Consider the following 26638-nt stretch of genomic DNA (forward strand, 5'->3'; position numbering starts at 1 on the left):
TGGTGGCGGGCCTAGCGGCGGCGCGGGTTGGCGGCGCGGCTGGTGGTCGGCCGCGGGCGGCCGATGTGGTGTCCGGCGCAGTAGGGGCAGCGGTACGGTGCACGCGGGTGCGCCCACGGCTCGCGGGTGTTCAGCAGGTCGGCGGCGCGGGCCGCCTCATCACGGCCCGGGAAGCGGCGCTTGCTCCCGCAGGCCTTGCCCCGCGAGGTGCGGCGCCGGTCGGCGGCGCCGCAACCGGTACGACGGACGGACATGGCTCTCCTCTTCCTTCCTGGGAACGAGCCGGGCGGCGGCCGGTCCCGGACGTAGCGGTGGCCCTGGCACCGGCTGTGTGCCGGTACCAGGGCCACCCGGGTGTGATCGGCGGTCTTCCCGCCACAGAGTCAGAACCGCGCTATTCGGCGGCCAGCAGCCCGCGGCGGCCGAACTCGTCGACCATGGTGGCGGGCCAGTGGGTGAGGGGTTCGGGCATCTTGTCGGCCAGCCACGCCCAGCCACGAGCCTCCGTCACGGCGCGGGGCTCATCGGGGGTCTCGCGGGCCTCCAGGACCTCGTAGGTGGTGCCGGGGTGCAGGCCCACCGCGATGACGTACCGCTGGCGGTACAGGTCCACCTCGGCGCTCCACCCGTTTCCGTGCCACACCGCGAAGTTCTGGTCGATGCGGGCCGGGGTGATGCCATAGAGGCTGGCGGCGGCGGTGTTTCGGCACCAGGCGATGGCGGCCTCAGGGCTGGGGAGCGGCATCCACTGGTGCATGGTCTGGGGCCCGATCTCCAGGAAGCAGCCCAGGACGTCGCGCCGGCCGAATACCCCGTACGGGGTGGCGATGACCTGGGTGCGGTGGCCCCGGTAGGGAAGGTCGAGGAGAACGGTGCCGGTGGTGAGAGCGGCGGCCAGCTCGTGGTCGGAGGGCTGGCTGTCGCTGGGGATGGACGGGCGGACAGGTGCGGTCATGGTGTGGGTCCCTTCCGCGCGCCGTCCGGCGCGCTCATGGTGTGTTGCTTGACTGCCGGGATCCTGCTCAAGGCCGTGTTCTCGGCGCGGACAGCGCCGGGGGCGTGCTGGTCAGACCGCGGTGGGTACGTTCCTTGGGGGCCGACGGTCGTACGCGGCCCCGGTCGGCTGCGGCTGGCGGCCCGGCCGCTCACGCCGCGATCTGGGTGACGAGGGCAGCTCCGACGGCGGCGATGGCGATGAAGACGCTGGCGGAGGCCCAGATCAGGAGGTTCATCTTCCATTCGCACAGCTTGCTGATCTGGTGCAGGCGCTGCGCACGCCGGTCGACGGCCACGGCGGCGGGGATCTCCTCCGGCGACATCGCCACCCAGCGGGTGAAGCTGCTCGTCCTGCTTCGGTCCAGGCGGGGCATGACCACCACGATGGCGAGGGCCGTTGCGAAGAGCGTGGCGGTCAGGCCGGTCGCGGCCAGGATGAGGGCGGCCAGCGGCATCTTCGGGAGGAGTGCGATGCCGGCGATCACCGCAGTCGCGAACGTCAGGACCAGCCCGGCCTTGGGCTCGACGCGCGCCATGTCGGCTGTGACCGCCTCCAGTTCGATCTCGAGGCCGCGGTCGGCGGTGAAGGCCGGTTCCGTCTTACCGGCATCGGTGGTGCTGGTGGTTGCCGTCGATTCGATGTCGCGGTCAGGGTCGGCGGTGTTGTCCGGCGGCGTCGCGCCGAAGTTCTGGTGGGTGGTCGTCGTGGTGCTCATCGTGGGTAGTCCCCCTCGGACGGATTTGGTTCCGTGAGTGCTCCGTGCGGGGCGGACACGGTGGGCTGGCCGGCCCTGCACGGTGGGTCAGGCGAGAAGTCCGGCGGCGCCTGTTGGGCTGGGAGGCGCCATGGTTTCCGGATCACCGGAAGTCGGCTGCCCAAAGTTGGGCAGCCGACCTGTGGTGTACGTCACTTGGCGGCCCGTGTGAACCAGCGCCGCCGTTGCCCCGGCGCGGGGCGGCGCTCGGCGTCGCGCACCACGACGACCGGCATCCATCCGTCCCACTGGTCTGCTCCGCCGATGCGGGCGCGCAACAGGGCGACGGCCTCCGGGCTCATGCCGGCGAGTTCTCCGAGGCGGGCATCGCGGTCCTCGGCTCCGTCGGCCGGGTCGCCCCACGAGTCGACCTCCAGCAGCAGACCGGCAACCGCCGTCCGCAACTGAGGCGTGCTGCCCGCTGCCGCGGCGGCGGCCCGGCGCCGCAGTTCCGCACGGGTCTGGGTGCGCAGCTGGTCACGGACCCGCAGGGCGTGCGGGAGGAACCCGACCAGGCGCAGGCCCTGGTTGGCGGCGGCACGTGCCTCGTCCGGGTAGAGCGTCTCGAGCTCGGCCTCGTCCCAGCTGGGGTGCACCCTCTCCCCCAGGCCCGGATGGTCGGCGTACCAGGTGCCCGCCTGGACGACCTTCAGCTCGGCGGCCGCCTTCTGCCGGTACTCGTACAGCCCGGTGCGCACGCCGGTGACCCTGTAGGCCTGATGGTCCTTCGGCAGGTGGCGCCGGGGGTCGAGGCTGGCGGAGAGCTGCTCGGCGGCCTGGTCGAGGGTGGCGTCGTCGGCCAGGGCCCACTCGCCGCGCGCGACGGCCGGGTCGGCCTGGTGGAGCTCGCGCCAGGTGATGTAGTGGCTCTCCTGCTTGAGGGCCTCGCGGGCGGCGGCGTCGATCTGGTCCTGCCGGGGGGCTCCGTCGCCGACGTAGTGGGCGGGGAACCGCGTGAGCTTGGAAAGCACGTGCAGCAGGGCGGCGCTGCGCGGGGTCCAGTCGAGGGCTGCCGGACGGTCGGGCAGCGGCTGGAAGGAGTCGAGCATCGCGGCGGCGAACGGGGCCAGCGTCTGCAGGAGCGCGTTGACGTCCTCGGCGCTGGCCCAACCGAACGGGAACCAGTGATAGGACCGGATCGCCTCCGGCGGGGTGCCGGGCCGGCCCTCGTCCCCCGTGGGGCACTCCCGGCTTCCGGCCAGCTGGTACTTGGGGAAGTCTTCCGCCCAACTGCTGTAGGAGCGGCGGTTCATGTAGGCGGAGAGTTCCCGCGCGGCCGGGTCAAGGGTGATGCGCAGGCACCTTCCGACGGGATGCAGGGTGGAGACCTGCGGCCAGTCGCTCCGGTTGACCGGCTTGACGGTCACGGTGGCCGGGGCGGTGAGCGTGGTGGTGGGCATGGCGTCTCCTTCGATGTGGAACGCGCGCTGGCGAAGCATGGAGGTGGTCGGGTCGGGCGCAGCAACCGGTGCGGCGGCTGCGCCGTACCGCTCGGCGGGGCCGTGCTGGTCGATGCTGGATGAAGCGGCGGCCGCGCGGCTGTGGACTCGTGGCCCTGTTCAGCTGCGGCGTCCGGGCAGCCGGTCCGCGTCCGGGCAGGTTTCGAGAGCGGCCCGGCGCAGTGCTGTCTCGGCCTGGCCGAGCAGGTAGACCGCCCAGTCGATGGACTCGTTGGTCCGGAGGCCGTGGTCGGTGTCGGGAATGTGCGCCCGGGCGGCCGCGGCGAGCTTGTGAACGTCGGCGAGGACCGCGGTCTGGGCGCGGTAGGCCTCTTCGAGTGGCCGCTGAAAGTCCGTCGGCGACCCGGGTGTGGCCTGACGCACGGTGGGCTGTGGTCCGAGCCAGCTCCTGCTGGCCTGCCGCAGCACCCGGTTGAGGCGCTGCGTCAGCTCGGCGACGGTCAGGGCCTGGCGGCGGCGGAGGAGGCGGTTGAGCAAGAGGTTGGTCTCCTGTCTGCGATCGGAGCCGGCGGGTCGAGGTCCGGCGGCCCCGGCATGGGCGTTGCCGCCGTCCTGACCTGGTTCTAGGGACCGATTCTGGTTAGGCAACGGGCTCGGTGTCCCCGGAATCGGTGGTCTGCCACCCCCGAGGGTGCGGCAGACCACCGGATCATCCGCTGCGGTGCGGAGCATGATCGGTCACCGGGATGCAGGATCCCGACTACGGCCGCGACCTGGCTGCTGGGGGCTTCGGGCTCACCGTCGAAGGTGACGGTCCCGGGCTCGGGTCCGCGGTGGTTCAGACGAGGTGGGCGGTGATCAGGCCGTGGGGCCAGGCGGCTGCTTCGTCGACGACGACGAGCGCCGAGCTCCACAGAACCCAGCTTCGGCTGACGCGCCTCAGCGGGCTGGAGATCTCCTCGTGCCGGCTGAGCCGGTAGACGAGCATCCAGGTCCCGACCAAGGCCACGACGACCACCTGCTGGTGGGCCGTCCCTTGGAGCAGGTGCCATTCGGCGTGCATTGCGGCGCAGATCAGAGCGGCTCCGGCCAGGACCTTGGCGACGTGCATGACCCCTCGCAGGGTGCGCCGGGCCGACGGCAGCGGGCGGGCGCTGCCGGGCTCCAGGGGCGCTTGGTCTTCGGTGACGCTCATCGCGTGCTCCTCGGGTCAGGGGTGGTCGACTTCGCCGGCGCACTGGGCTGACCCGACGCCTTGGTGAGGTTGACGCTGGATGCGCTGGCGTCCGCGCTGCGGCTGGGCTGAGCCGCAGAGGGCGGCCGCGCACTGGTGGCCGTGCCGGTGAGGTAGGTCTTCGGCGCGCTGGGGCGGGAGGCGGCCGCCGCGCAGCTGGTGAGAAGGGAGCCGACGAGCATGGTGCCGGCCAGCGGCCGCATGAGGCGCTTCATAGGTCCTCCGAACTGGTTAGTGGGATCGGACAGGGAAGAGGTGCTGCGGTCGGAGCCGGAGTCAGGCGGTGTACAGCACGGCGCCGATGGCCGCGAGCGCGACTCCGGCCACGGCGGCGATCCCGCTGCCGACGACGTAGAGCGGCAGCGCGGCCAGGACCGTGATGCCGCCAAGAGCCCGCCGCCCGAGGGCGGGTGAAGCCGATCCCCCGGCCTTCCCGGCCGGGAGAACAGCCCGCAGCCACGCCCGAAAGCGCTGGACGGGGGCGGAGCGGCGGGTCTGCGGCAGCAGCATCACCACGAGGAAAAGGGCCAGCAAGGAAAGCGGCAGCAGCCGCAGCGCGAGGTGCGTGGCAGAGGTGGACATGGAGATGACCTCGGTGGTTGTCGGTGGTCCGCCCTGCGGTTGTGCCGGGCGGAACGTGCGAATGGATCGGGGGCGGGGCCCTGGTGGCCCCGCCGGTAGTGGCGGTCAGAGCCTCGGGTTGGCAACCTCGGCGGCCTGTTGGGCCGCGAAGGCCTCCGCTGCCGCGATCGCGCCCTCGATGTCGCCGGAGGCCCGAAGCATCCGGACTCGGTCGTTGGCCCGCTCGGACGGGGACTTGGTGAGCTCGGCTACCTGGGCGCGCAGCCGCTCGACCTCCTCTTCGCGCAGCAGGAGGCGGGTCAGCAGGTAGCCGGCGCGTTCGCCGGCCCAGCTGAGGTTTCCGCAGAACAGGTCCTCCCAGCTGGGGTGGTCGTGGCCCCGGATGTCGGCGACGGCTCGCGCCAGATCGGCGACCACTGCGTTGCCGGCGGGCTTCACTCCCGCGAGCAGCACCTGCAGGCGGGTGCGCTCATCGGCGGTCAGGAGCGGCTCGGTGTCGCTCACCTCGTTCTCCCGAACCGCCCCCTTCCCGGGCCGCAGAACATCGCTCGGCGAAGCCGGCAGTCCGGCCAGGGCCGTGGCCCAGCCGCCGGCGGCCACACTGAACCGCACGCCGTTGTCGTCCACGTAGCCCACGCCGCCCGGCTTCACGTTGGTTACAAGGATCTCCGGGCCGTGCCAGTACGCGTGGCGCTGCTCGGAGACGACGACCGGCAGGCCGGTGTGCTCTTCCAGGTAGGCCCGGATCTTCTCGTGGTGCGACTCGTCACGGGCTGTGACTACCGCGATGTGCCAGCCACCACGGAAGTAGCGGCGCAGCGCCTCGACGGCTCCCGGGATCGGCGGGCCGTAGAGGTCACCGCCGCGCCATCCGTCGAACTGGTCGTGGATCACTCCGTCGAAGTCGAAAACGAGCGTGCGGGCCGACGGCGAGTCGGCCAGGGCGAGGGCTCGCGCCCGGTCGAGAAGCCAGGTCATTGTGCTGCTCCCATTCATGAGGTTGCCGGTTCCGCCGACCGCGCCGCTCCCCTGGTCCCGTGCAGCTCAGGGAGGCGCAGCCGCGGTGCTCGCTGCGCCTCCCTGAGGCGGTAGGACGGGTGGTAGGGGTGGGGTAGGGGCGGTAGGGCGTTTGGTATTTGTGCAGGTAAGAGCGCCGGTAGGGCTGTGCGGAAGGGGGCGTTTGTGGCGATGGGGAAGCGGGGGAGGGGCGGCCCGCGGCCGGCCCGGGGAGGGGCGGCGCCGGGGGTGTTCGCGGGCCTGCCGGCGGGGGTCATCCGGCCATCTGGCGAGGGGTCTGGGCGGGGATGCTCGGTGCCCCTTCCCGGCCCGCCCCGGGGGCCGGGAAGGGGTCCTCCCGGGGGGTGCGGTCCACGGCAAGGTGAGGGGGTCTGCGGGGCTCCCGGCCGAGGGTCTGGGTCAGCTCCTTGAAGCCCACCCCAATGCGGTTGATCTTCTTGCCCGCTACGGACAGTGGCAACGGGTCCCGGAGGGGGATGCCGATCCGGCGGAAGTAGGCCGCCAGCGCGGCGGTGTCCCAGGCCGGGTCGGAGATCATGTTCCGGGCCTTCAGACCGGCCAGCATGTCCTCGAGATGGACACCCTGCTTGATGCCCCGGACGCCCTCCGCCCACCGGGTGGCGACCGTGTTCTCGACGTACAGCCAGAACTGGGCCTCGATCTCCTCGGCGGAGAGCACCCGCCGCTCCCCTGCGCCCTGCTCCCCTGCCTCCTGGTCCTCGGGCAGTCCGTCGTCCACGAGGTCGTCGTCCTCGAAGGCCTCGTCCTCGTCGCCGACCTGCTCCCGCTCGTCGGCCTTGGGCGCGGGAAGCGGCGCGTACGCCCACGCGGCGAGGGCCCATGGCACGAACAGTGCTGGCATCCAGATCGCCGGGTTGTGCGGGATGTAGTAGACGATCAGGAACCCCGCGAAGGCCAGTCCTCCCGCCCGCAGCATCCAGGCGGGGATCTCCTTGCCCTCGGGCAGCTGCGACTCAGGCTGCTTCTGAGGGGTCTTCTCCTTCGCGTCGGCTGGCTTCGCCGGCTGACGCCGTGGCCCTCTCCCCTTCGGTTTCGGCCCGCCGGACGCCGCCTTGGCCTTGGCCCTGGCCGCAGCCTTCGCGGCTTTCGCCTTGCGCTCCCGCTTGCGGATGATGCCGGGAGCGAAGAGTTCCAGGGCGTTACCGTCGACGATCCAGAACACGGTCTTCTTGACGATGATGAAGGTCCCCGTGGCCAGCGACTTCACCGCCTGAACGCCGATGATGTAGGGCCGCGCCGCGCTGAACGCGCGGGAGAGCACCCGCGCGACGCGCGCGCGGATGCTCTCTCGCGCCTCCTCGTCGTCCGCCGCCTCCTCCTCCTCGACGTCCTCGGGTTCTGCCAGGGCGTCGGTGTCGTCGCCGGGACCGACGGCCGCCGCGCCGGGCACGGTGGGGGTCTCCTTGGTCAGCGTGACGTTGGCGGCCATCAGTGCCCCAGCCCGGGCACGAGGTTGGCGAGGTACGTGACGACCATGGTCCCGACCGACCACCAGCCGCCGGCGGAGGCGTAGAGCACACCGGCGGTGAAGCCGAGGATCGAGGCCCGCCACTTGCCGTGGGTGCGCAGCCAGAGGATGGCGGTGATGCCGAGCGCCACCCCGCCCGGGCCCCAGCTGGCAGCGAGCGGTCCGGCCATGTTGGTGATGGCGTCGTGCGGGCCCGTCCAGCCGGCCGAGCCGTAGAGGGTGGCGTTGACGTAGCCGAAAATTGCCAGGTGCTCCCACTTGAGCTTTCCGGTGATCTTGGGGTTGGACCCGTTCTTCAGGATCGCAATCTGCCCGACGGTCCCGACGCCGGCGAGGCCGGCGGCGGTGACGACGCCGAGGCCGGACCCGATGGAGGTGGGGGGCGCGGCGGCGAGCTGGACGGCGGTGTTGATGATCTCGGACATGGTCGGGTGGCTCCGTTTCAGGAGAGGGGGATGTGGACGGTCAGGGCCGCGATGAGCGTGGTGGCGAAGGGGATCCGGCAGATCCATGCGAGCGGCGGGTACCAGCCGCGGGTGCGCCAGCCGATCCAGGCACCGGCGGCGACGAACGTGACGCTCATCCAGAACTGCTCGCCGGGCTCGTGGAACCAGACGATCAGGTGCTTGACCTCGGGCAGGAAGTTGAGCCCCCAGCCGGGGATCGCCGGGCCGAGCCAGTGGAAGGTCCACCGGACGCGGGCAGGGTGCCAGCCGGTTCTGGCCTTGTTCGGCGTGGTCTTGAGGACGTCGCGCGTGGAGGGCGGCTTGTACTTGGACGGCTTCTCCTTCTTCTTGGAGACGTCGACCTTGACCGTGACCTCCTGCTCGATCTCCTCGGCCTCGTCTTCCGGCTGCGGGTCCGCTGGTGCGGCGGGCGGGGCCTGCGGCGGCGGTGGGCCGTGCAGCGGGCAGGAGCAGGCGGTGAACTCCCCGCCGCAGTGCGCGCACTTCGTGTGCTTCGACGGCGGGTCCTCGGAAGGTGCACCGGGGCCCGGGCCCCGGCCGTTCCAGCCTCCCCCGCTGCCGCCGCCGGCCTTGGCGGTCGGGGTGCCGGGCGGCTGGCTGGGGCGCCTGGGGATGGTGGTCTTCACCGTGACGGTGGCGGTGACCGATTGCGGCTCGGCAGTGGCGGGTGCCGCCTCGGTCTGCTGCTCCGTGCCCAGGGTTTTGGCGGCGAGCTCGCGCCACCACGGCGGGTTGGGGTCGTAGGTCGGCTCGGGGGTCGACGGCGGGGGTGCGACGGGCGGCGCGTCGGTGATTGTCGCGAGGCCGGTTCGGTCCTGCTGGCTGAAGGGCGGGAAGTCGGGCTTCGGCGGTGTGCTGGTCGTCGGGGGCTGGTCGGCGGCGGGCAGGACCCGGGTCGGGATGATGACGCGGGGCTCCGGCGGGGTGCCGTCGCCCTCGTCGGCCTGGCCGGGGGCGAGGGTCTGCTCGGTCATAACGTGGCCTTCCGGTTCAGTGGGAAGTGGGCTTCGGCGCGCAGCGCATGGCGCAGCCGGGCACGCGGGTCAGTCAGCGCAGGTGGCGGCGAGGTCGACGAGAGCGAGCAGCAGGCCGAGGTAAAGGCCGAGGACGACGGCGTTGCCGGGAGGGCCTTCGGCGAGCTGGCCGCTGAGCACATGGCTGGCGACCAGGCCGGTGGTGCCTGCCAGGACGAGATCGCCCAGCCAACTGGGGGTCGCCAGGATGAGCGCCGTGACGGCGGCGGCAACGGCGACGGCCTGCAAGCGCGTGGCGATCCAGGTGTTTTCCGTACCGGTGTCGGCCGCCTCCTGGGGGCGGGCAGTGGTGGGCATGGGAAGCAGATGCGGGTCCGCGCCGGAGGCTAGGGCGGCGGCCTGATCCCACAGCTCGGCCGCCTGGCGGCCCGGGTACTGGGCTCGGAGCCGGGTGGGGCGGTCCGGGAAGTAGCGGCCGTCCGGAGCGTCGGCGTGTTCGCGCATCAACCAGGTAGCGATGGTGTGCGGGTCGGGCGGGAGGAGCGGCAGGCTCAATCCGCCGGCCTTCCGGTCACCGACGGTGATGATCACCTCTCGGTGGCGGGGGCTGGCGTTGCGCGCGGTCTGGAGGTTGACGGCGATCGCGACGGCCTGGCGGCGGTCGTCGATGGGACCGATGCGGATGTCGCTGCGGTCGGCGTGGCTGATGCGGATCTCGTGCGCGGGCATGACGAAGGCTCCGTTGGCGGACGGCGGGTCAGTTGGCGGGCGGAGCGGACGGCTCCCGGGTGCTCGGCCAGCGGGTGTCCCCGCTCCCCTGGCCGGGGTGGGGTGTCGTCCGCGGGGCCGGTAGGGCGCCGAGAGAATCGGTATTTGTGCAGGTCAAGCGGGTAGGGCGAGGGCTACCGCGTCAAGGTCATGTGACGCTGCGGGCGGCTTCCGCAGTGGCCGGCCAGGGGTGGCCGGCCACCACGGGATGGGCCCGTCAGGCGGCGCGAGCCGCGCCTTTCGTGCTGGCGCGGGGCATCGGAACGGGCTGTGGGCGGGTCTCGGGGAGAACCAGCAGGGGCGGATCGAGGCGCATCTCCGAGGCGAGTTGCGCCTCTTCGGCGGCCTCCTGTCGGGCGCGGATCCGGGCCGATATCGGGGGGATCATCAGCAGGCTCACGCCTGTTGCCCCACCCGCCGACACCGCGCAGGCAAGGAACTCGAGGACAGCATGCACAGCAGAACCTTCACTCTCAGTAGTCGACTTCGGGTACGCGGGAGGGGTGGTTCGTTGCCCCGGAGGCCTGAGCCGACGGGCAGTGAACCACCTGATTTCTGGTCAAACAGGGCTTTCTTCTCTGGCCTGCTGTCCCCGTGCAGGGAGCACGAGGACGGCATCCCAGGAGCGCCAACCGCTGGCTGGGGTGACCCAGCCCCCCGAGGTTGAGAGGCCGGAGCAGTCAAACCCCCGCATCGGCCAGCTCCCGAAGGACGCTCTGGGCCGGGACCGGCGACGTCGACGCGTGCGCCTTTGGAGCGGCGTCCACGTCACTGTCCGCCGCCGCGTCCGGATCAGCCGGGGCCTGCTCGGCTTGGGCCTGGGCCTTGCTGTGCAGCTCCAGCGCCAGGTCCCGGGCCTGCTGGGCGATCCCCTGACCGACGCCGAACTGTGCCTTGATCGGGCCGATGCCGACGGTGAGGCGCTTCCCGTCGTGGTGGACGTACTTCACCAACTCGGCGGCGAGAATCTCGACCGTCCAGCGCTTGTCGGACTCGCCGGCTTCCTCGTCGTCGGCCCTACCCGCCGCGTCGCCGTCCGGGCCCGGCATCTCGACTGCCCTACCTGGTGCGAACGCGGCGGCGTCCGGCGTATCACCGCGCGGGGTCGGCACAGCCTCGCCCTCTACCGGGCCCCTACCTGTTCCAGCGGGGGCGACTGCGGTAGAGCGAGTGTCGGTTCCCGCCCTACCCGGATTGACCTGCGGATTTACCGGCTTGGCGTTCCCTTCCGCTGTGCGGGTAGGGGGCTCGGGGTATACCTGCGCTGCCGCCGGGTGTACCTGCTCGGCGAGCGAGTAGGGCACCTCGGGTGTACCTGCCGGGCCAGGTACACCCGCCGGGTATACCTGAGAATGGGTCGGGTGTACCTGAGGAAAGGTCAGGTACACCCCGTCCAGGACCGGGTGTACCTCGGCTGCGCCTTGGTGTACCCGGTCCTCGACCGGGTAGGGACGGGCGGGTACACCTGCCGAAGCAGGTACACCCGCCGGGTGCACCTGAGGCTGGGCCGGGTAGGCCCGGCCGGCAGGCGCGGGTGTACCCGCAGCCGCGAGTACATCCGCGCTGCCAGTACCGACGACGGTCGACTCCCTACCCGGGTAGGGGGGCGGGTTCTGTCCGTCCTTCCCCGGCAGCTCCACTGCCATCTGCCGGTCGTCGAGTGTGGTTGCCCGCAGATTCGCGACGGCCTCGGAGTCGTCGAAGTCCAGCGCCGCGAACTTGCGCGTCCGCACCAGGCGGCGCAGGGCAGCGAGCACTTCGTCGTGGTCCTCGGCCCGGACCCGGGTCTGAGCGGCCTGGGCTCGGCGCTCGGCGAGGGCGAGGCGCCCCCGCAGCAGCGCGACTCCCGGGCTGCGACGGGTGAGGACCGGCTTGGGCTTGTCCTTACGCCGAGAGCGCGTCTCGGTGCGGCTCTCGGACGCCAGTCGGCCGTCCAGCACCCGCAGGACGTACAGCCGCTGGGCCGCGCCCTGGATGCGCACGATGCGAGTGGCATCGGCCTGGGACAGGTCGGCGTCGGCGGCCAGCGCCAGGGCGACACGGACCAGCTCGAAGGGGTGGAAGAGGCGCAGCAGGCGAAGGCGGCGGTCGAGCCACTCTCCGGCCTCCCGCAGCCGGCGGCGGGCGGCGCCGCGTTCCTCGATCGACCCGAGCTCGAACAGGACGGCGGCGATGATCGGCCAGATCGCGCGGGCGATCTGGCCCTTGACGGTGGTGGCCTCACTGGCGCTGAAGGCGCTACTGGTGGCGGCGAGCACCCAGACCAGCGCTCCGGACAGGCCGGGCGGCTCGTTGTTTCGGGAGCGGCGGCGGGCCCGTCGGCCACAGACGTAGGCGGCAACATCGAGCGCCAAGAAGGGGAGCCAGTCCCAGTAGCCGGTGAGGCCGATGACGTCGTGTCCGAGCTTGCGCAGGCCGTCCGAGCTCAGCTTCGCGGCGGCCAGGGCGACAATGATGACGCCAAGGTCGTCGCCCTGGCGGCCGCGCCGGTCGGCCAGGTCGTCGCGGCGCTTGAGCTCTTCGGGGGTGAGGGTCTGCTCAAGTTCGTAGGCGGCCTCCGACCGTCGCCACGCCCGGACCACCAGCAGCGCGGCGATCACAACCACCAGGGCGGCGAGGATCTGGTCGCCATGGTGGCCGATCCATCCCGGGGCTGGCAGAAGCGAGGTGCCGGGCAGGGAGAGGGCGAAGGGACTCGGGGTCGTCAGCATGGGGGCTTCTCCAGGTGTTGTGCGAGCGGAAGTTCAGGGCGTGGGCGGATGCCGCGGGCCGGGGAAGCGCTGGGCCCGCAGGGCATCGGCGGCGTCCTGGGCGCGGGCCTCGATCACGCCGGGGCAGCGCTGCGGGTCCGCAGCAGGCAGGTGGCAGGGGCACAAGTCGTGGTGGTGCGCGAAGATCGCCATGTCCGTTGCGGACATGCGGCTTTCGGGGTCCGGCGTGGTGACGTAGACCGAGTCGGACGGGGGCGGGCCCGGGATGCTGTCGCGGGCACCGGAGCGGTTGGCGAGGTCCGGCGTCAGCACCGGGCCCCGGAGGTGCTCTCGCGCGGCCGCGGCCCGGGCGCACCATCGGCCGAGCACCAGCGCGACGAGGTATCCGGCGTCGGCGGCGCGGGTGTGGCTGCGGTCGTCCAGGAAGTCGGCGGCGGCGACCACCGCGTGTGAGGCGTTGGCCGTGGCCCGCTCGATCAGGGCGGCGCAGGAAGAGGTGATGTCCATCGGCTCTCCTTGGCGTGGGGTGAACGGGCTTGGGCGGTCGACGGGGTGTCGGCCGCCCAAGCGGGAGTTCAGTGGTGAGGTTGTGAGGTGAACGGGGGCCAGGGCCGGCCGGGGACCACGCCCCGACGGGCGGCGCTGCAGGGCTGGGGTCACGCGTCGACCGCGGGCAGGGCAAGAGAGGCGGTCTGGACCTGCTCGATCGCGTTCCTGTACTCGGTGGCGGTCTGGACCGCCCCGTGCCCGAGGACTTCGAGCCGTTCGGTCGACAGGCCGCCGGCGGAGACCTCGGCCAGAAGGTCGAGGAGGCTGCCGCTCTCGCTGTCGAGCGCTTCGACCTGCCGCCACTCGCCGTAGAGGCGGTCGGCCTCCAGGACCATCGCGGCGTAGGCCTCGATCGAGGCGACGCGCTGTTCGATGTTGTCGAGCGTGGCGTTGAGCACTGCGGCGCGCCTGCTGAGCGATTCCGCCGCCTGGTCGCCCTTGGCCTGCATGGTCTTCTTCGCGAACGTGCTGTACCGGGCCAGTTGTTGGGCCGTCGTCCACAGCAGGCGGGGAAGCTCGACGGCGTTGTCCACCCTGTCGATCTGCTCGTCGCGGTGGACACGGGAGCGCAGCACGGTCTCGACCGCCGTCTGGGCCCGCAGGAGAATCTCCTGCGCCTCCTCGGTCAGGTCGGAGGCCAGGATGTAGCGGCCGTGGGCGAGCCTGAGCTGCTCCGACCGGCGGAGGTTGCCGAGGGCCTTGAGGACACCCTCGGACCGCACGCAGAAGACCACCGCGCCCAGCCCGACCAGCAGGAGGGTGGGCGGCTGACTCCCCAACGCATTGCTGGCGTGCAGCATCAGCAGCGAGGGGATCGCCACGTAGCTGGCGTCCCTGACCACCGCCAGCAGCACCGGCACGTTGGTGGCCCAGTGCTTCGGCACCGGGGCCTGCTGCGCCGCGCCCACCAGTTCCTGGGCGTCGGCCTTCTCGACCAGGGTGCGGACCGCAAGGTCCAGCTCCGGGTCGATCACGGTTTTGAGCTTCGGCCCGGAAGCGGGGCCGGATGTGGCGGGCATGGTGAACCTCCTGGTCGCCGATGCGGAGTGGGTGTACAGCAGGCCGACCCGGTCAGTCGGGCAGGGTGGCGCCGGAGAGCAGGTGGTGGATCAGGCCCACGCTCATTCGCGCGAACCCGGCGATGCCTTCGGGCCGCCGGTCGCTGAGCAGGAGGGGGGCGTAGCGCTCCAGGCGAACCAAGTAGCGGTGGAGCTCGGTGTTGGTGGCCACTCCGGGGCGCCCGTGGCGCAGGACTGCGACGGCATACCAGCGGACCCAGCCGGCCAGCCGGGCCTGCGCCCGAACTGCCGTCCCCAGCCGCTCGTAAAGCCGGTCGAACCCCTGGTTGTCGAGGTCACGGGCCGCCAGCAGCAGTCGGAGCGCGGCCGCCAGCGTCCGCGAGCGCAGACCCGGCCGCTCCACGGCGGAACGCACCGCGGCCCAGTCGGGTTGGTGCAGCCCGAAGTGCTCAGCGGCGGCCTTGCCGCGTTCGAGCACCTCGGCGGTCTTGTTGAACATGTCGGTCGCCATCAGAGGCGGGCACGGTTGCGGGCCGCCCGACGCTTCATCGCGCGCCGCTCGTCCTCGCTCATCCCGCCCCAGACGCCGGCGTCCTGTCCGGTCTCCAGCGCCCACTGGAGGCACTGCTCCATCACCGGGCATCGGCGGCAGCAGGCCTTGGCTTCCTCGATCTGGAGGAGCGCGGGGCCGGTGTTCCCGATCGGGAAGAACAGCTCCGGGTCCTCTTCGCGGCAGACAGCGCGGTGGCGCCAGTCCATGGTCATCAGCTCCTCGTGGGCAGTTCGGAACCTGTCCCGACGGCCGGGACAGGCTGTAGATGGGTTCGGCGTCCCGGGAAGGACGCAGGTATTGCCGTGGGGCAGGTAGACGCCGTCCCGGGCGCGGTCCGGGGTCTCCCATGGCCTTCCGGTGACGGCGGCGCCGCGGGGGGCGAGCCGGTCCAGAAGGTCAGGGCAGCCCTCGGAAGGGTGCGTGGTCGCCGCCGACATGGCGTGTCGGCGGCGAATCAGGTTGCGCTGTAACTGAGTTGGGAGGGGTGCGTGACGCCGTACACCTCGGCGAGGTGTACGGCGCTCCCCGCCCGGCTGGGTGCCGAAACGGGCGCGCCTGGGTAACGGGGAGGCGTCCCCGAGCCGAAAGTTCTTGCATCACAGGGCAGTTGGTGCACCCGGCGGCTTCACGCATGCGGCCCCGGGGCAATTCGATGGCTCTGTGGAGTTGTGAAGGAACGAACACTTCCCTGGCCGCCGAGATGGCGACTTCCGGGTGCCGGACGTACTGGGGGTGGGCCCTGGCGGGCCCGCCGCACCACCCCCGGCGCCGCTCTGGGCATGACAGGTCCATGCCAGAGCGGTTCCGAGGGAAAGGCGGCGGGATGCCCGAACAGTCGGGTTACGAACTGCGGAGAGGGGGACTGGCTACTCGCCGGACGAACTGCGGGGACTGCCGCTCGACGCCGGTCCCTGAGGCTCCTGGGTCTCCTGCGCCTTCGGCGTCCGGGCGGTAACGGCTCGGCGGAGGAACTCGTCAGCCTGCCGCGTCTGGTTCTCCTGCGCGGTGCTCACTTGCCGTCCTCCGACTTCGAGTCGCCGGACTGGACCTTGCGATCGCCGCCGGCGAAGCTCCGGCAGAGGTGCTGGATGAGGCCCATCAGTTGCCGCCCCTCGACTTCGCGACGAGCTGGGCAGCCTGCAAGCGGCTGTCGGCGATGTCCTCCTGGAGCGGGCGCCAGCTCTCGACCCGGCCCCCCAGCCACGCCCGCCATGCCTGCTCCGCGGGCGAGTCGCCCAGGACGCTGGGGTCCTCGACCGCCTGCTTCAGGTCGGCGGCCGCCATGGCGGTCAGCTCGATGTGGGCCAGGCCGGCCGTGCCCTTCACCGTCACGACGTCGCCCGAGACCAGAACGTCGTTGGTCGGGAAGCCGTTCGCGACGGCCTCGGTGTCGAGCAGCGAGAGTGCGCGGTTGAGCTCGATGGCCAGCCTGCCACCGACCTCGCTGAACGCGGCGATGGCGTCGATCAGGTCGGAGATCGCGTCGTTCTGGTCGTCCTGCGAGGCCAGGGTGTCGGTCATGGTGGCCGGATCCTGGGGGGCGGCGTGTTCCGCCCTTCCGGTCTGCGAGAAGATGCTCACGGCGAGTGCTCCCTCAGTGATGTTGAGGATGAAGGTGTTCGCCTGGGTGCCCTGGCGAGGGCACCCGCTGCGGGCCCGGGAACTGCGATCCCCGGGCCCGCAGTCATTTCCGGGCTGCGATCCCGGTCTTGATGTGGCGAGTCCACTGCGCGACCGTGCGACTCGGGGTGCGATCCCGAATCTCCGGCGCTGGAACAACTGTGACACATCATCAGTGGATCGGTCAAGACTGTTCCGGAACAGTTAGAGCCGTGTCGGAACAGCTTCCGGTGTGGTTCACTACTGCCTAGAGCAGATGACTTCAGCTGGACGTGGAAGGACTCGAGGTGGAACAGCCCAAGTGGAAGGTGCTGGCCGAGGAGCTGGCACTGGAGAGCGCTCAGCTCCGCCCGGGCGAACCCCTCCGAAGCGTGCGTCAGCTGATCGCGGAAGGGCGCGGCTCGCGAACAACCATCGCTGATGCGTATGGCGAGCTGGTGCGGCGAGGTCTGGCGCGTGGAAAGCCGGGGGCGAGCTACGTTGTGCTCCCGCGCCGGACTGGACCGGTTCGACTCGCCCGGTACCTGATCCCGCTGGCACCTCAGGAGACCGCCGGCCTCAACGCCGTCGACGAATGGCGACTGCCCGGGCGACGGCAGTTGATCAGTCACGGCTTCGTTGAGCCTCCGGCCGGCGCGGCCATCAAGCTGGGCCTTGCCGAGGACAACCTCACCGTTCTGTGCACCACACATCACTTCGACGAAGGTACGGACGGCTTGCCGGAGAACGGGCCGTTCCTCTCCGAGACAACCTGGTACCCCGAGTCCGTTGCTCGCTCCCTTGGTCTCACAGACAGGCCGGATGTGGGAACGCCGGAGTTGATCGCTGCTCTTGCGCCCGCAGGCGTCGGCTCGACGCGAGAGCAGGTCCGATACAGACCCGCGAACGACACGGAGGCCGAGACCCTGGGGCTGCCCTACGGTGAAGCGGTCGTCCAGATCGAACGCGTGCTGTATGACGGCGTCGGCTCGCCGGTGCAACTCCACCAAGTGGTCGCGCCGGCCAGCATCACCGAGCTCGTGACGGAACGCCTGCCCGCCACCAGACCGCAAGACCCCGCCTAACACCTTCGCCTCCTCGGCACCGGAGCAACATCATCGCCAGGTACCGTGCACCGAACCGCTTGGGGCGGAAAGTGACATGAGGGGGTGACAGATCAAATGTCACCCCCTCATGTCACCTCCGCCTCCCTCGTCTCGGTGTAAGACTCGCCCCGCCAGCGCCACTGACAGGGAGGAATCGCCATGACTGAACGGCCCGGCTGGGCACGCAGGATGGTCGAGGAACGAGCGGCCAGGGAGTGGTCGCAGACGGATGCTGTCCGCGCCCTCATGGCTCGGTTGCCCGCGGACCAAGAGGTCATGGAGCAGGACCTCTTGCGCCAGTGGAAGCGCTGGGAGACCGGAGACACTCAACCCCGGAAGTACCAGCAGGCGATCGCCGAGACCTTCGGGACGACGACCAACGCCTTCTTCCCGCAGCCGGGGCGTAGGGACGGGCGTGCGGAGATTCGCCAGGTCAGCGGTATGGACACTTCCGAGATCATCTCGCGCCTTCGCGCGAGCGACGTCGACAACGCCACCCTCGACGCCCTGCGGATCACGGCCGAACGACTCTGCTGCGAGTACGCCTACATGCCGGCGGGTCAGCTCCTCTTGGAGGGCAAGGCTTGGCTCGCACGCGTAGCGGGGATCCGTCACCAGAAGGTCAACCTTGGCCAGCATCGTGATCTGATCGCGCTCGCTGGCAAGCTCTCGTTGCTGGTTGGCTGCGTGGAGTACGACTCAGGTATGCCGAGGGCTGCCGAGGCCACGCGACAGGCCGCGCTCTACCTCGGTCAGGAAGCCGGCGAGCTCAGTGTCCAGGGGTGGGGCTGGGAGATGAAGGCCTGGTTCTGTCTGACCCGGGCCGACTATCGCGGAGCCATAGCGGCTGCCGACGCCGGAATCGCCATCGCTCCCAAGGAGTCGGTCGCCGCCCAGCTGTACGCGCAGAAGGCCAAGGCCTGGGCCCGGCTGGGTGATCGCACGCAGACCGAGGTCGCCCTGGACCAGGGCCGGCTACTCCTGGAGAGGCTCCCGTACCCAGAGAACATTGATGATCACTTCGTCGTGGATCCGGCCAAGTATGACTTCTACCGGATGGACGCCTACCGAAAGGCTGGTGAGGACCGCCTCGCCGAGCGGCTGGCCAATGAGGTGATCCGGGCGGGAACTGACGCCGACGGTGTCGAGCGGGCTCCAATGAGGAACGCCGAAGCACGCATCACTCTCGGCGTGGTGGCCGCCCGCGAAGGTGATCTCGACAGCGCCCTCGCGTACGGCGAGCGCGCTCTTCTGGGGGACCGTCGGTCGTTGCCCTCGCTGGCGATGGTGGCTGGAGACCTCGGGCATGTGCTCCAGGCCCGGTTCGCTCATGCTCCAGAGGCACGCGACTACATCGCCCATCTACGGGACCTTCGGTCGGAGCGGTGATCGCTTTGCCGACAATCAGCGGTTGCCGGGTCCGTTCCGTGGCCTAGCTGCACGCCAAGACACCAAGCCGCGCGAAGTCAATGGCGTGGCGTTGTGGGGGCGCCGTGGGTTTAGGATCAGGTGCTGACCGTAACTGCGATCGGGGGATGGAATCCCCGACTGCGGTGGCGGCGGGCAAAAAGAATAGGCCCCGTGACGGCCGACGTGAATGTGGGTTGGAAGCCCACCAGTCGTGCCGGCCCCGGGGCCAAGAGTCAGGAGCCGTTGTAGGAGGCGGCTCCGGGTGACTCAGTAGCGACAACACCTAACTAGGAGGAGGTGTAGCGCTGTGAATCAGCGTACCTGGAGTGTGGCCCCAGGATGCAACAGCACCCGGCCGATGTCGTGCGGCGGTCGCCGCTTCCGGCCCGTTGGCCACTCCAGATTTCAGACTTCCCTTGCAGGTCAGCGGAGCTGCCTTGAAGGGTTCGCCCATGCGTGTGACGTCCAGGGGACTGTCCGCAGGGTCGCTTCGTTCCGGGTCTTCAGGAACGGGCTCACGCCACGGCCGCGGTGGGTGGCCGCTCTGGCGATGGGGGTGGGGATGATCTAGGCCCTCTGGGGCGGCGCCCTGCTCGCTCATGCTCCTCCTGGCAGGGAGGGCTGTGCGGGTAGCGCCGCCCGGGTGTCACCAGCTGGCAGGCCGGTGCGCCCAGATCGTCACGGTGAGGAGACCGCCCTGGCAGGGGCCTGTCCACCTCGCTACTTCATTCGGTTCTTTTCCGAGGAACCGCTTAAGCCCGGTGAGGGCCTTCGCGTGCTCTCACCCTGCAAGGCTGAGAACGAGGTAATGATGCAGCAACGTGCTGCCGTTTTCCACTCCGGCATGCCCTCATCCTTCCGAAACCGCTTGTTTTCGGACGCCCGTCGATTCGCCGACGGCTACATCACCCCGGTTGGTCACGGGATCAGCGCCTCAGGGCGGGTCCAGTGACGACGCTGACTGTGCCGGCGCCCGTCGCTGCCGTGGCGCTCCCGGGGCAGCGGCATGCCTCCGGGCCCGAAGGGGTGCCCGTCGGCCCGAGTGGCCGGCCGCTCGTCACCAGGTTCCCGGCTGCGGCGCTGGCGATTCGGACTCTGACCGCGGAGCTGCTGCGGGTCGTGACCGTGATCGCCGACTACGGCTACCTGTCCGGGGTGTGCTTCGCGGCGGACCAGACGATCGCCGACCAGCTGGGCTTGTCCAGGGGCTCGGTCAACCGGCTGGTGGCCCGTGCGGAGGCGGCCGGCATCGTGAGCTCGGAGTTCAACCCGCGCACGGGCACGATGAGCCGCACGGTGAGGCCAATTGCTGACGACGCGTTGGCAGTGTGCGTGTCCTCGCAGGCACGGGATCGCCTCGCCGGCAGCAGGTTCAAGGCGTACTCCCTCCTGTCGGTGCGTCAGCACCTTGGCGAAGCAACGTCGGTGGCCCGGATCGCTCGGGGCTGCTCGATGAAGGAGGACACCGCCCGCGCGGCGGTGGGGGACCTGCTGGCCGAGGGCTGGGTGTCCCGGGTCGGTGAGGACCGCGGTGCCTACATCTACGTGGTGCACCCGGCTCCGGTGGCCGGCGTCGCGACCCAACTGCCGCTCGACTTCCCCCTTCCCCGACAGGTCCGGCGCCCGCCGGCTGCCGACGGTGCCGAGGACGACCTGGCCGAGTGGCTGTGCCCTGGGCAGCTCGATCTGCTCTCGGAGCCGGCCTTGACCCCTCCCGTTTCGGTGACAGCGCCCTCCCCCGATTCGATCACTGCGCCCACCCCCTTTTCCGGCACAAAAACAGGCTCCCTTGATCAAGATCCTCTGAACATGCCGCTGACCGTAGATAGTGGCTGTTCCCGCGTAGCGGCTACGTCGGTGACGCGCGGCACGCGCGCGCGAGGCCTCCGTCGGCGCCCTGCTGCACGTCCGTCGGGATCCCGCCGCCCGCTGCGCGGGGAACAGCGAACCTCCCGCCCCAACACCATCCCGAGCCCCGGCAAGCGGGCTACCAATGGCGCGCCCAACGCGTTCCAGGGGCTGCCGGAGGGCCTGGAGCTAGCGCTCGCCCCGGCGATCCACCTGTGGCGTCGCATCACCCACGACTACGGCCGAGGCCTCGTCGCCGCAGCGGTGCGGGACGAACTCGACCGGATCGCAGCGTGGACCGGCCAGGCTGGGGCACCAAACGTCCTGGCCGAGCGCCTCGAGTGGCGTCTCGCTGAGCAGGGTGGCCCCGCACGGGTCACTGACCCGGTCGGCTGGCTGCTGCGCCGTGGCCTGCCCCGGCGTGGACAGCGCTGCGGGCAGCCCTGGTGCGACGGCGGAGTGCGCCTGGACACGGGCGCCGGCTGCCAGGCCTGCGAGGTCCGTACGGTCGACGCCCGCGCACTGCGCCAACGCCTGGCGGTCCAGCTCGCCGAGGAGATGCCCGCGGCGGCGGTAGCGCAGCGCCGCACGGTGCTGGAGCAGCGGCTGCGCGAGCACACCGTGCTGGAGCAGGCCCGTCGGGCCGTGGCCCTGGAGCAGGAGGAACAGGCCCGTGCCCGGGCGGAGGCTAACCGGCCCAGGCGGCTGGCGGAGGCAGCGGCCGCCGAGGCAGCCCGGCAGGCGCTGCCGTGTGCCGACTGCGGAACCGCTGAGGCGGCCGGGCTGTGCGACGGCTGCCGGCGGGGCCGGGACATGGCAGCAGCGATCAGCGAGTGCATCAACGTGGAGCTGGCCGCGCGGGCTGACCTGCGCCGGTACGAGAGCGTCCGCGAGGTCTGGGAGGAGACCCGCAGCACGCTGCGCGAGGCACGGCGGGCAGCCCGCCATGGGGCCACTGACGAGCAGATCGCCGGGGCCAGCGAGCTCGTGGCTGTGCAGCACGCCCTGGGCGAGTACCGGGCCCGCGCCCTCCGGCGGCTCGCCGCGTCCCCGGTCGCGGTCGAAGAAGCCGACCGGATCCGCGAGGCCGTGCTGCGGTCGCGGCACCGGTACGAGTCCCTATGGGCCGCCCGCGAAGCTGCCGAGCAGGAGGCTGCTGCTGCGGCGTCCCGGACCGCGCGCTACGTGCTCGACCAGCGTCTGGCCACCGTCGTCCGAATGCGCGAGCGGATCGCCCAGCGGTCCGCGCCTGCGCCGGAGAGGGATTCGAACGCCGAAGGCGCGAACCAGGCCCGCGAGCGCCTGCGCTCCGGCCGCTGACCCGACACCACCCCTGAGGAGAAACCGTGCCGGACGCTGAACGGGATGCCGCAGAGTGCGGCCACTCCCACTACGACTTGAACGCCACGTGCGCGCTGCCGACCGGCCACGGCGGCCGGTGGCACCAGGCCGTGAACCCGGACACCGGGGTGTCGATCCGCTACCGCACCGCGCCCACCACCCGGCACACCCAGGAGTGGATCCCCGACGACGACCCCGGCGCGCCCGACAGCGGCGAGTGGATCACCCTGCACTACGTCGAGACGGTGCACGCCCCGACGCCGACCGTCTCCGCAGACCTCGACCAGCGCGCCGCGAGCCTGGCCTCCTCCCACTTCCCCGTCGGCCACATCCGGCAGGCCACCGAGGGCGCGCACGAGGAACAGTGCGGCTGCGGCACCTGGTACCCGGCCAGCCGGCACAGCCTCCACGTCGGCCAGGAGATCAGCCGGCTCGCCCGCGCCTTCTTCGGCCTCGGCCTGGAAGCGGGTACCAACGCGGCAGGCACAAGCTGAAACAGCACCGTGCCGACCACGCTCGCCTCACCGACCGCCCCGCGCCCGGCGATCCTGGCGCGCGCAGACCACCCGCTGCGGAGCCAGCCGTCACGAACTCACCCGCACGGTGCGCAGAAGCCCGGCCTGCTGCCGGATTCGCCGACCTCCAAGAACCGACCCCGTCCGAGCACAGGGGCTGGAAGACTTTCCCGCAGCGGGCACACCGCGCCGAACCGGCCCACGGAGAGGATCACCAGTGGAAGCTGAGCGGCTGGGATACAGGGTGCTGGACGGGACCGCCCTGGAGACCCCCGCCACGGCGAAGGCCTTCCGGATGCGAGCCGAGAGAGCCCCTGACCGGCGTCAGCTCCATGCCGCCGCGGCGCTGGCCGGGGTGACCGGCCTGCTTGTCCTCATCGGCCAGTGGGTCGACCCGCTCGCCGCGATCGCCCTCTTCACCGGCGGCTTCCTGGTGGTCATCGTCGGCGGGATCTGGCAGCAGCACACCCGCCTCAAGGACGAGCGGCGACTCCTCGCCACCCGCCCCTGGCAGGTCTGGCCGTGCCGCGTTCACAAACTCCGGGCCCGCACCAGGGCCGGCGCCACGGCGTGCCGGGTGGATCTTCTCGCACGGAACGGAGCCGTCGTCCGATCGGGAAAGGCCGACCTCCCCACCGCGCTCTGGAACGCCCTGACCGACGGCGTCGGCACCCTCTGGATTTGCGGCGACCTGCGCCAGCCCTACCTCGTCGCTGCTCCCGGCGGAACCGCCTGGACCCTCTGCCACCCCGAGGACCCCCCGGAGCACAGCGTCCACATCACCATCCGGACCTGACCACCAAGCACCCGCGCCGGCCAACCGCTCGCACCGGCGGTCCCCCACGTTCCCCGTCCGTCGTGGGCCAGTTGCTCCGAGGAGCAGACCCACGCGCCCGAGGGCGCTGCCGGTCCAGACGCCAGGACCGCACCCGCAGCACGCCTACGGCGCAGCCGGCCAGCCCGAACCGGAACTGACCTCTCCACGCAGAAGGGCCTGCCCATGAGCACTCCCGTCCAAGAGGACAACGACGGCTGGGACCCCGAACGCATCATGATCGCGTTCACGGAAGCCCTGGGGGCCACGCCCCCAGACCGCACCCCGGAGGAACAAGCCCTCGTCCTCGCCGACGACATGGCCCGCCGCGCCGCAGCCCGCCCGTCTCCAGGCCGGACCTGGATCGCGCACCGCCAGGACGACGGCACGGTGCGCGCCACCGCCGAAGACGGAACCGTCGCCGTGGGCTGGGCCGCCACTCCCCAGGCGGTGACTGAACTCGTCGCCCCATGGGAGCCCGGCACCGTGCAGCAGCCGCTCGTCGACCTGCACGGCGCCACCGATCGGACAGCCGCCGTGACGAAGCCGCGCTTCCCCTTTCCGGACACCGCGGAGCTCGACGACGCCTTCGAGGCCCCCGCGCGGCTCATCGACCTCACTGAGGCGATCGCCGCACTGCGCAGCCACTGGAACAGCAAGAGCGTCGCTGACCAGGTCGAAGAGGCCACCCAACAGCTCCGGCAGACCGCGCGCCAGGTCCCCGAACTCTCTCTGGACGACGCCGAGAAGACCTGGTGCCTGTCCGCCAGCTGCGGCTGGGTTCGAACCGAAGCGATCGTCAACGCCGGCGACCGGATCTGGGGCAAGATCTCACGCTCGGGCTACGGCCGCGGCTCCTCCTGGATCCCCCGCGCGGCCGCGGAACTCATCGCCGAGCCGCACGACAACCTGCAGGCTTTCCTGCGCCACCACCTCCTCGACAACGAAGGCCCAGTCGAACTGGAGACGATCAACGGCCCCGAAGGGCCCCTCTACACCCTGGGCAGCGGAGGAGCACACCGCACCCACCTCTTCCGGATCCTCGGCCTGCCCTGGCTGTTCGCCAGGCAGACCGCCCTGATCCCGCCCCGCCAGATCACCGGGCCCATCGAATCAGCCGCGCACTGGCAGGGACTCATCTACCGGGACCTGCTCCACGGCACGATCCACCGGCAGACCACGATCGCCACCCTGCGCATCGACCACTGCCCCGCACCGTGGATGCTTACCAGGCCCGCGCTCGCCACCGCCTACAACATCGCCTATGACCGCGCCTACCCTGGCGCCCTCGCCCGCCTCGGCATCCCCACCGAAGCCCTGGCCGGACCGCAGGCCTGGGAGGACTGGCTCCTCCCACCCACCACATGGACAACGAAGCAGCCGAACGTCGCGGCGGAACCCGAGCGCACCGACACCCTGCTGGCGAAGCTGCGCGACCTGCTCCCCTGGCCCGCCCGCCGACGGGCGTCAGGGACGTCCGACCGGGCCTGACCGCCCGGCAGGGCCCGCCCCTTCCAAGAGGGTGCCAACGCTGCTCCTCGCCGGAGCGCGGCACCTGCCCCTGGCGCACAGAAACGGGCGCGCCCGCCCGCCACGCAGCCCGCGCTCCAACCACCAGCCCGACCCGCCCGCTGCGCCGGACGAGGCCGTCCCGGCCGGCGTCCCGGAGGAGGCAACTGCTGCCTGGGTTCCCGGAGTGCTTCCCGAGCCGACTGAGACGCGATCCGCCGACGCCGGCACCTCCTGCGACCTCTGCGCTCCGCCCGCAGCGGCCCTGCCAAGCCCAGCCCGGGCCTGCAAGCAGAACGGCACCAGCCATTGGCCGTCGCACCGCGCGGCGCAGCAGGTCGAGCGGGTGCGAAACCGTCCTCGCACCACTGCGACACTTCGCGGCGCACCTCTGCGAACCGTCGCAGCACCACCGACGCCCCGGTCTCCACGTCGCAGGGGCCACGCTGCCGGCACTGCGACCGCGTCTGCCTCGATACCCCGAGCATGGCGTCGCAGCGACAAAGCGGACGCGGCGAGGCACCGCGCTGGCCAGTGCCCGCAGTCCGGGGCGGTTCGTCCCAGCGCGCGGAGCGGAGTGCAGGCGTCCCGGCCCGCGAGAGGCTCATCCGGCACGGCGTGACGCCGCAGCGGGACTGATACTGCCCCGACAGCGCCCGCCGATGTGATCCGTCCGCTGTTGCGGACCTGCGACTGCGACACCGGGACCGGCGAGGTGTCGCCCAGGTGCGATCCGGTGACGCCCCCGGAGCAGCCGCAGCGCCGGTTCGTGACGAACCGATACGACGGTTGCCCCAGCGGCGGCCGCCGAAGTGGTTCGTCCGATAGGGCGGCTCTCGCCGGGTGCGACAACGGCTGCGACTGCGATACCCGGACCGGACGCGACGCGGTCGCCCAGGTGCGATCCGGTGACACCCAAGAGCAGCCGCTGCAACAGGACAGAACTGCGAACGCGGGTCCGACGAGCGACTGCGACACGGCCGTCCGGACCGCGAATCACCAACCCCGGAGAAGAGTCGCTCCGGTCGCTGATCTCTGGGGGGCCAGCGAAGCCGGCACGACGGCCCGGCCCGTTCGCCGACGCAACCCCTGCCGCACGGCGTGAGGTAGGTCCCGACACCGTCAACCAGCCGAACTGTCGGACCGACGTGGCAGCATCCCTGCCGAGACGAAAGGAGAGCCCATGAGCTTCCTCGGGATGTGGTGCCTGGTGCCCATGCGCGCTGACGCCATCACCGAGTACGCCCCGGCCCTGGCACCCGCAATCGAGGCCGAAGCCGCGCTCCCCAGTTCCACCGCCTTCCTGCGGTGGTGGCGGACGGAGGGCAGCACCGAGAGGACCCGCCACGACTTCGTCGAAGCCGCCGCACCGTCCGCGCTCGACGAGCAGATCTGTCGGGTCTACGAGGCATGGGAACGTGGCCGTGACGATGCACTGCCCCACCTCGCCGTCGCCACCCGCAACAGCTACCCCGCCGCCGCGCTGGCCTTCGCCCTCGGACCCGAGCGCTTCGCCGACCTCCCCGGCTGGTTCGGTGACCTGATCCTCACCCCGGAGCAGGTCCGCATCACGCTTCCCGCAGTCGAGCGGGTCTTCAACTGGACTGCCGCCAGCCGCCCGCCGGCCCGAGAGCTCCTGGCGGCCGCCCTCCGCGACGAAGGCGACCAGACCGATATCAACGCCCTCCTGGAAGGCGTCCCCCCGGTGTGGCGCGCCGCGGCAGAAGCCGGCCGTGGCTTGCTGGGAGCGCACTTCATCCCCTGACCGCCCGAGACGGTCACAGCGCGGTCCGCATCGGTCGGCGCCTGCTTCGACAAGTCGATACCAGCAGGGATCGCGTCCGTACGGTCGGCCGAAGTCGTGTGCTCCCGAGCCCTGGGATCCCCCTGTCGGCGTACAGGTGAAGGTGCTCAGCCATGTACGAGTGAACGTACCCAGCAGGTCACGCCGACTCGAACTTGACCATTGCGTCGCCCGCGGC

26 protein-coding genes are annotated in these 26638 nt (G+C 71.2%); 7 read left to right on the forward strand and 19 right to left on the reverse strand.

Annotation, left to right across the window (positions count from 1 at the left end; all coding sequences use genetic code 11):
* Positions 1-11 precede the first annotated feature (11 nt).
* The 19 genes from AC0B61_RS33955 to AC0B61_RS34045 form a co-directional block, all read right to left on the reverse strand.
* Complete coding sequence (locus tag AC0B61_RS33955) at positions 12-254, reverse strand: hypothetical protein (protein WP_471745869.1); 243 nt, start codon at positions 252-254, stop codon at positions 12-14.
* 140 nt (positions 255-394) lie between these two features.
* Positions 395-955, reverse strand: a complete 561-nt coding sequence (locus AC0B61_RS33960; protein ID WP_471745871.1) for a hypothetical protein — start codon at positions 953-955, stop codon at positions 395-397.
* Between the two features lie 190 nt (positions 956-1145).
* Complete coding sequence (locus tag AC0B61_RS33965) at positions 1146-1712, reverse strand: Pycsar system effector family protein (RefSeq protein WP_471745873.1); 567 nt, start codon at positions 1710-1712, stop codon at positions 1146-1148.
* Between the two features lie 191 nt (positions 1713-1903).
* The gene (locus tag AC0B61_RS33970) at positions 1904-3151 is read right to left on the reverse strand and encodes a hypothetical protein (protein ID WP_471745875.1); all 1248 of its coding nucleotides are present in this window, start codon (positions 3149-3151) and stop codon (positions 1904-1906) included.
* 159 nt (positions 3152-3310) lie between these two features.
* A complete protein-coding gene (locus tag AC0B61_RS33975) occupies positions 3311-3688 on the reverse strand; it encodes a hypothetical protein (RefSeq protein WP_471745877.1) in 378 nt (125 codons plus the stop codon).
* A gap of 301 nt (positions 3689-3989) precedes the next feature.
* Positions 3990-4346: a hypothetical protein gene (locus tag AC0B61_RS33980; RefSeq protein WP_471745879.1), complete on the reverse strand. Its 357-nt coding sequence runs from the start codon at positions 4344-4346 to the stop codon at positions 3990-3992.
* The gene (locus AC0B61_RS33985) at positions 4343-4600 is read right to left on the reverse strand and encodes a hypothetical protein (protein ID WP_471745881.1); all 258 of its coding nucleotides are present in this window, start codon (positions 4598-4600) and stop codon (positions 4343-4345) included. The genes AC0B61_RS33980 and AC0B61_RS33985 overlap by 4 nt, the downstream gene beginning before the upstream one ends.
* A gap of 61 nt (positions 4601-4661) precedes the next feature.
* On the reverse strand, positions 4662-4967 hold the full coding sequence (locus AC0B61_RS33990) for a hypothetical protein (RefSeq protein WP_471745883.1): 306 nt from the start codon (positions 4965-4967) through the stop codon (positions 4662-4664).
* A 105-nt stretch (positions 4968-5072) separates the two neighbouring features.
* Positions 5073-5945: a hypothetical protein gene (locus AC0B61_RS33995; RefSeq protein WP_471745885.1), complete on the reverse strand. Its 873-nt coding sequence runs from the start codon at positions 5943-5945 to the stop codon at positions 5073-5075.
* Positions 5946-6237: 292 nt separating this feature from the next.
* Complete coding sequence (locus AC0B61_RS34000) at positions 6238-7434, reverse strand: hypothetical protein (RefSeq protein ID WP_471745887.1); 1197 nt, start codon at positions 7432-7434, stop codon at positions 6238-6240.
* On the reverse strand, positions 7434-7898 hold the full coding sequence (locus AC0B61_RS34005; protein ID WP_471745889.1) for a hypothetical protein: 465 nt from the start codon (positions 7896-7898) through the stop codon (positions 7434-7436). Before AC0B61_RS34005 ends, AC0B61_RS34000 begins: the two co-directional genes overlap by 1 nt.
* Before the next feature lie 17 nt (positions 7899-7915).
* Positions 7916-8914: a hypothetical protein gene (locus AC0B61_RS34010; protein WP_471745891.1), complete on the reverse strand. Its 999-nt coding sequence runs from the start codon at positions 8912-8914 to the stop codon at positions 7916-7918.
* Between the two features lie 69 nt (positions 8915-8983).
* On the reverse strand, positions 8984-9643 hold the full coding sequence (locus AC0B61_RS34015) for a hypothetical protein (protein WP_471745893.1): 660 nt from the start codon (positions 9641-9643) through the stop codon (positions 8984-8986).
* 719 nt (positions 9644-10362) lie between these two features.
* The gene (locus AC0B61_RS34020) at positions 10363-12393 is read right to left on the reverse strand and encodes a DUF2637 domain-containing protein (protein ID WP_471745895.1); all 2031 of its coding nucleotides are present in this window, start codon (positions 12391-12393) and stop codon (positions 10363-10365) included.
* 33 nt (positions 12394-12426) lie between these two features.
* The gene (locus tag AC0B61_RS34025) at positions 12427-12900 is read right to left on the reverse strand and encodes a hypothetical protein (protein ID WP_471745897.1); all 474 of its coding nucleotides are present in this window, start codon (positions 12898-12900) and stop codon (positions 12427-12429) included.
* Between the two features lie 149 nt (positions 12901-13049).
* A complete protein-coding gene (locus AC0B61_RS34030) occupies positions 13050-13961 on the reverse strand; it encodes a hypothetical protein (protein ID WP_471745899.1) in 912 nt (303 codons plus the stop codon).
* Positions 13962-14013: 52 nt separating this feature from the next.
* Positions 14014-14472 (reverse strand): hypothetical protein, encoded by a 459-nt coding sequence (locus AC0B61_RS34035; RefSeq protein WP_471745901.1) that lies wholly within the window; start codon positions 14470-14472, stop codon positions 14014-14016.
* The gene (locus tag AC0B61_RS34040; RefSeq protein WP_471745918.1) at positions 14472-14720 is read right to left on the reverse strand and encodes a WhiB family transcriptional regulator; all 249 of its coding nucleotides are present in this window, start codon (positions 14718-14720) and stop codon (positions 14472-14474) included. Before AC0B61_RS34040 ends, AC0B61_RS34035 begins: the two co-directional genes overlap by 1 nt.
* 892 nt (positions 14721-15612) lie before the next feature.
* Positions 15613-16095, reverse strand: coding sequence for a hypothetical protein (locus tag AC0B61_RS34045; protein ID WP_471745902.1), 483 nt, complete (start codon positions 16093-16095; stop codon positions 15613-15615).
* Positions 16096-16421: 326 nt separating this feature from the next.
* On the opposite strand from AC0B61_RS34045, the gene AC0B61_RS34050 reads away from it, so the two are divergent.
* The 7 genes from AC0B61_RS34050 to AC0B61_RS34080 all read left to right on the forward strand — a co-directional run bounded on the left by AC0B61_RS34050 (position 16422) and on the right by AC0B61_RS34080 (position 26421).
* A complete protein-coding gene (locus AC0B61_RS34050; protein WP_471745904.1) occupies positions 16422-17198 on the forward strand; it encodes a UTRA domain-containing protein in 777 nt (258 codons plus the stop codon).
* A gap of 180 nt (positions 17199-17378) precedes the next feature.
* Positions 17379-18608 carry an XRE family transcriptional regulator gene (locus AC0B61_RS34055; protein ID WP_471745906.1) on the forward strand — a complete coding sequence of 410 codons (1230 nt, stop codon included), beginning with the start codon at positions 17379-17381 and terminating at the stop codon, positions 18606-18608.
* A gap of 1140 nt (positions 18609-19748) precedes the next feature.
* Positions 19749-21797, forward strand: coding sequence for a hypothetical protein (locus tag AC0B61_RS34060; RefSeq protein ID WP_471745908.1), 2049 nt, complete (start codon positions 19749-19751; stop codon positions 21795-21797).
* A 26-nt stretch (positions 21798-21823) separates the two neighbouring features.
* Positions 21824-22312 (forward strand): hypothetical protein, encoded by a 489-nt coding sequence (locus AC0B61_RS34065; RefSeq protein WP_471745910.1) that lies wholly within the window; start codon positions 21824-21826, stop codon positions 22310-22312.
* A gap of 265 nt (positions 22313-22577) precedes the next feature.
* The gene (locus AC0B61_RS34070; RefSeq protein ID WP_471745912.1) at positions 22578-23129 is read left to right on the forward strand and encodes a hypothetical protein; all 552 of its coding nucleotides are present in this window, start codon (positions 22578-22580) and stop codon (positions 23127-23129) included.
* Between the two features lie 204 nt (positions 23130-23333).
* The gene (locus tag AC0B61_RS34075) at positions 23334-24638 is read left to right on the forward strand and encodes a hypothetical protein (protein ID WP_471745914.1); all 1305 of its coding nucleotides are present in this window, start codon (positions 23334-23336) and stop codon (positions 24636-24638) included.
* A gap of 1201 nt (positions 24639-25839) precedes the next feature.
* Positions 25840-26421 (forward strand): hypothetical protein, encoded by a 582-nt coding sequence (locus tag AC0B61_RS34080; protein WP_471745916.1) that lies wholly within the window; start codon positions 25840-25842, stop codon positions 26419-26421.
* Positions 26422-26638: the final 217 nt, after the last annotated feature.

The sequence above is a fragment of the Kitasatospora sp. NPDC023385 genome (assembly GCF_055664045.1).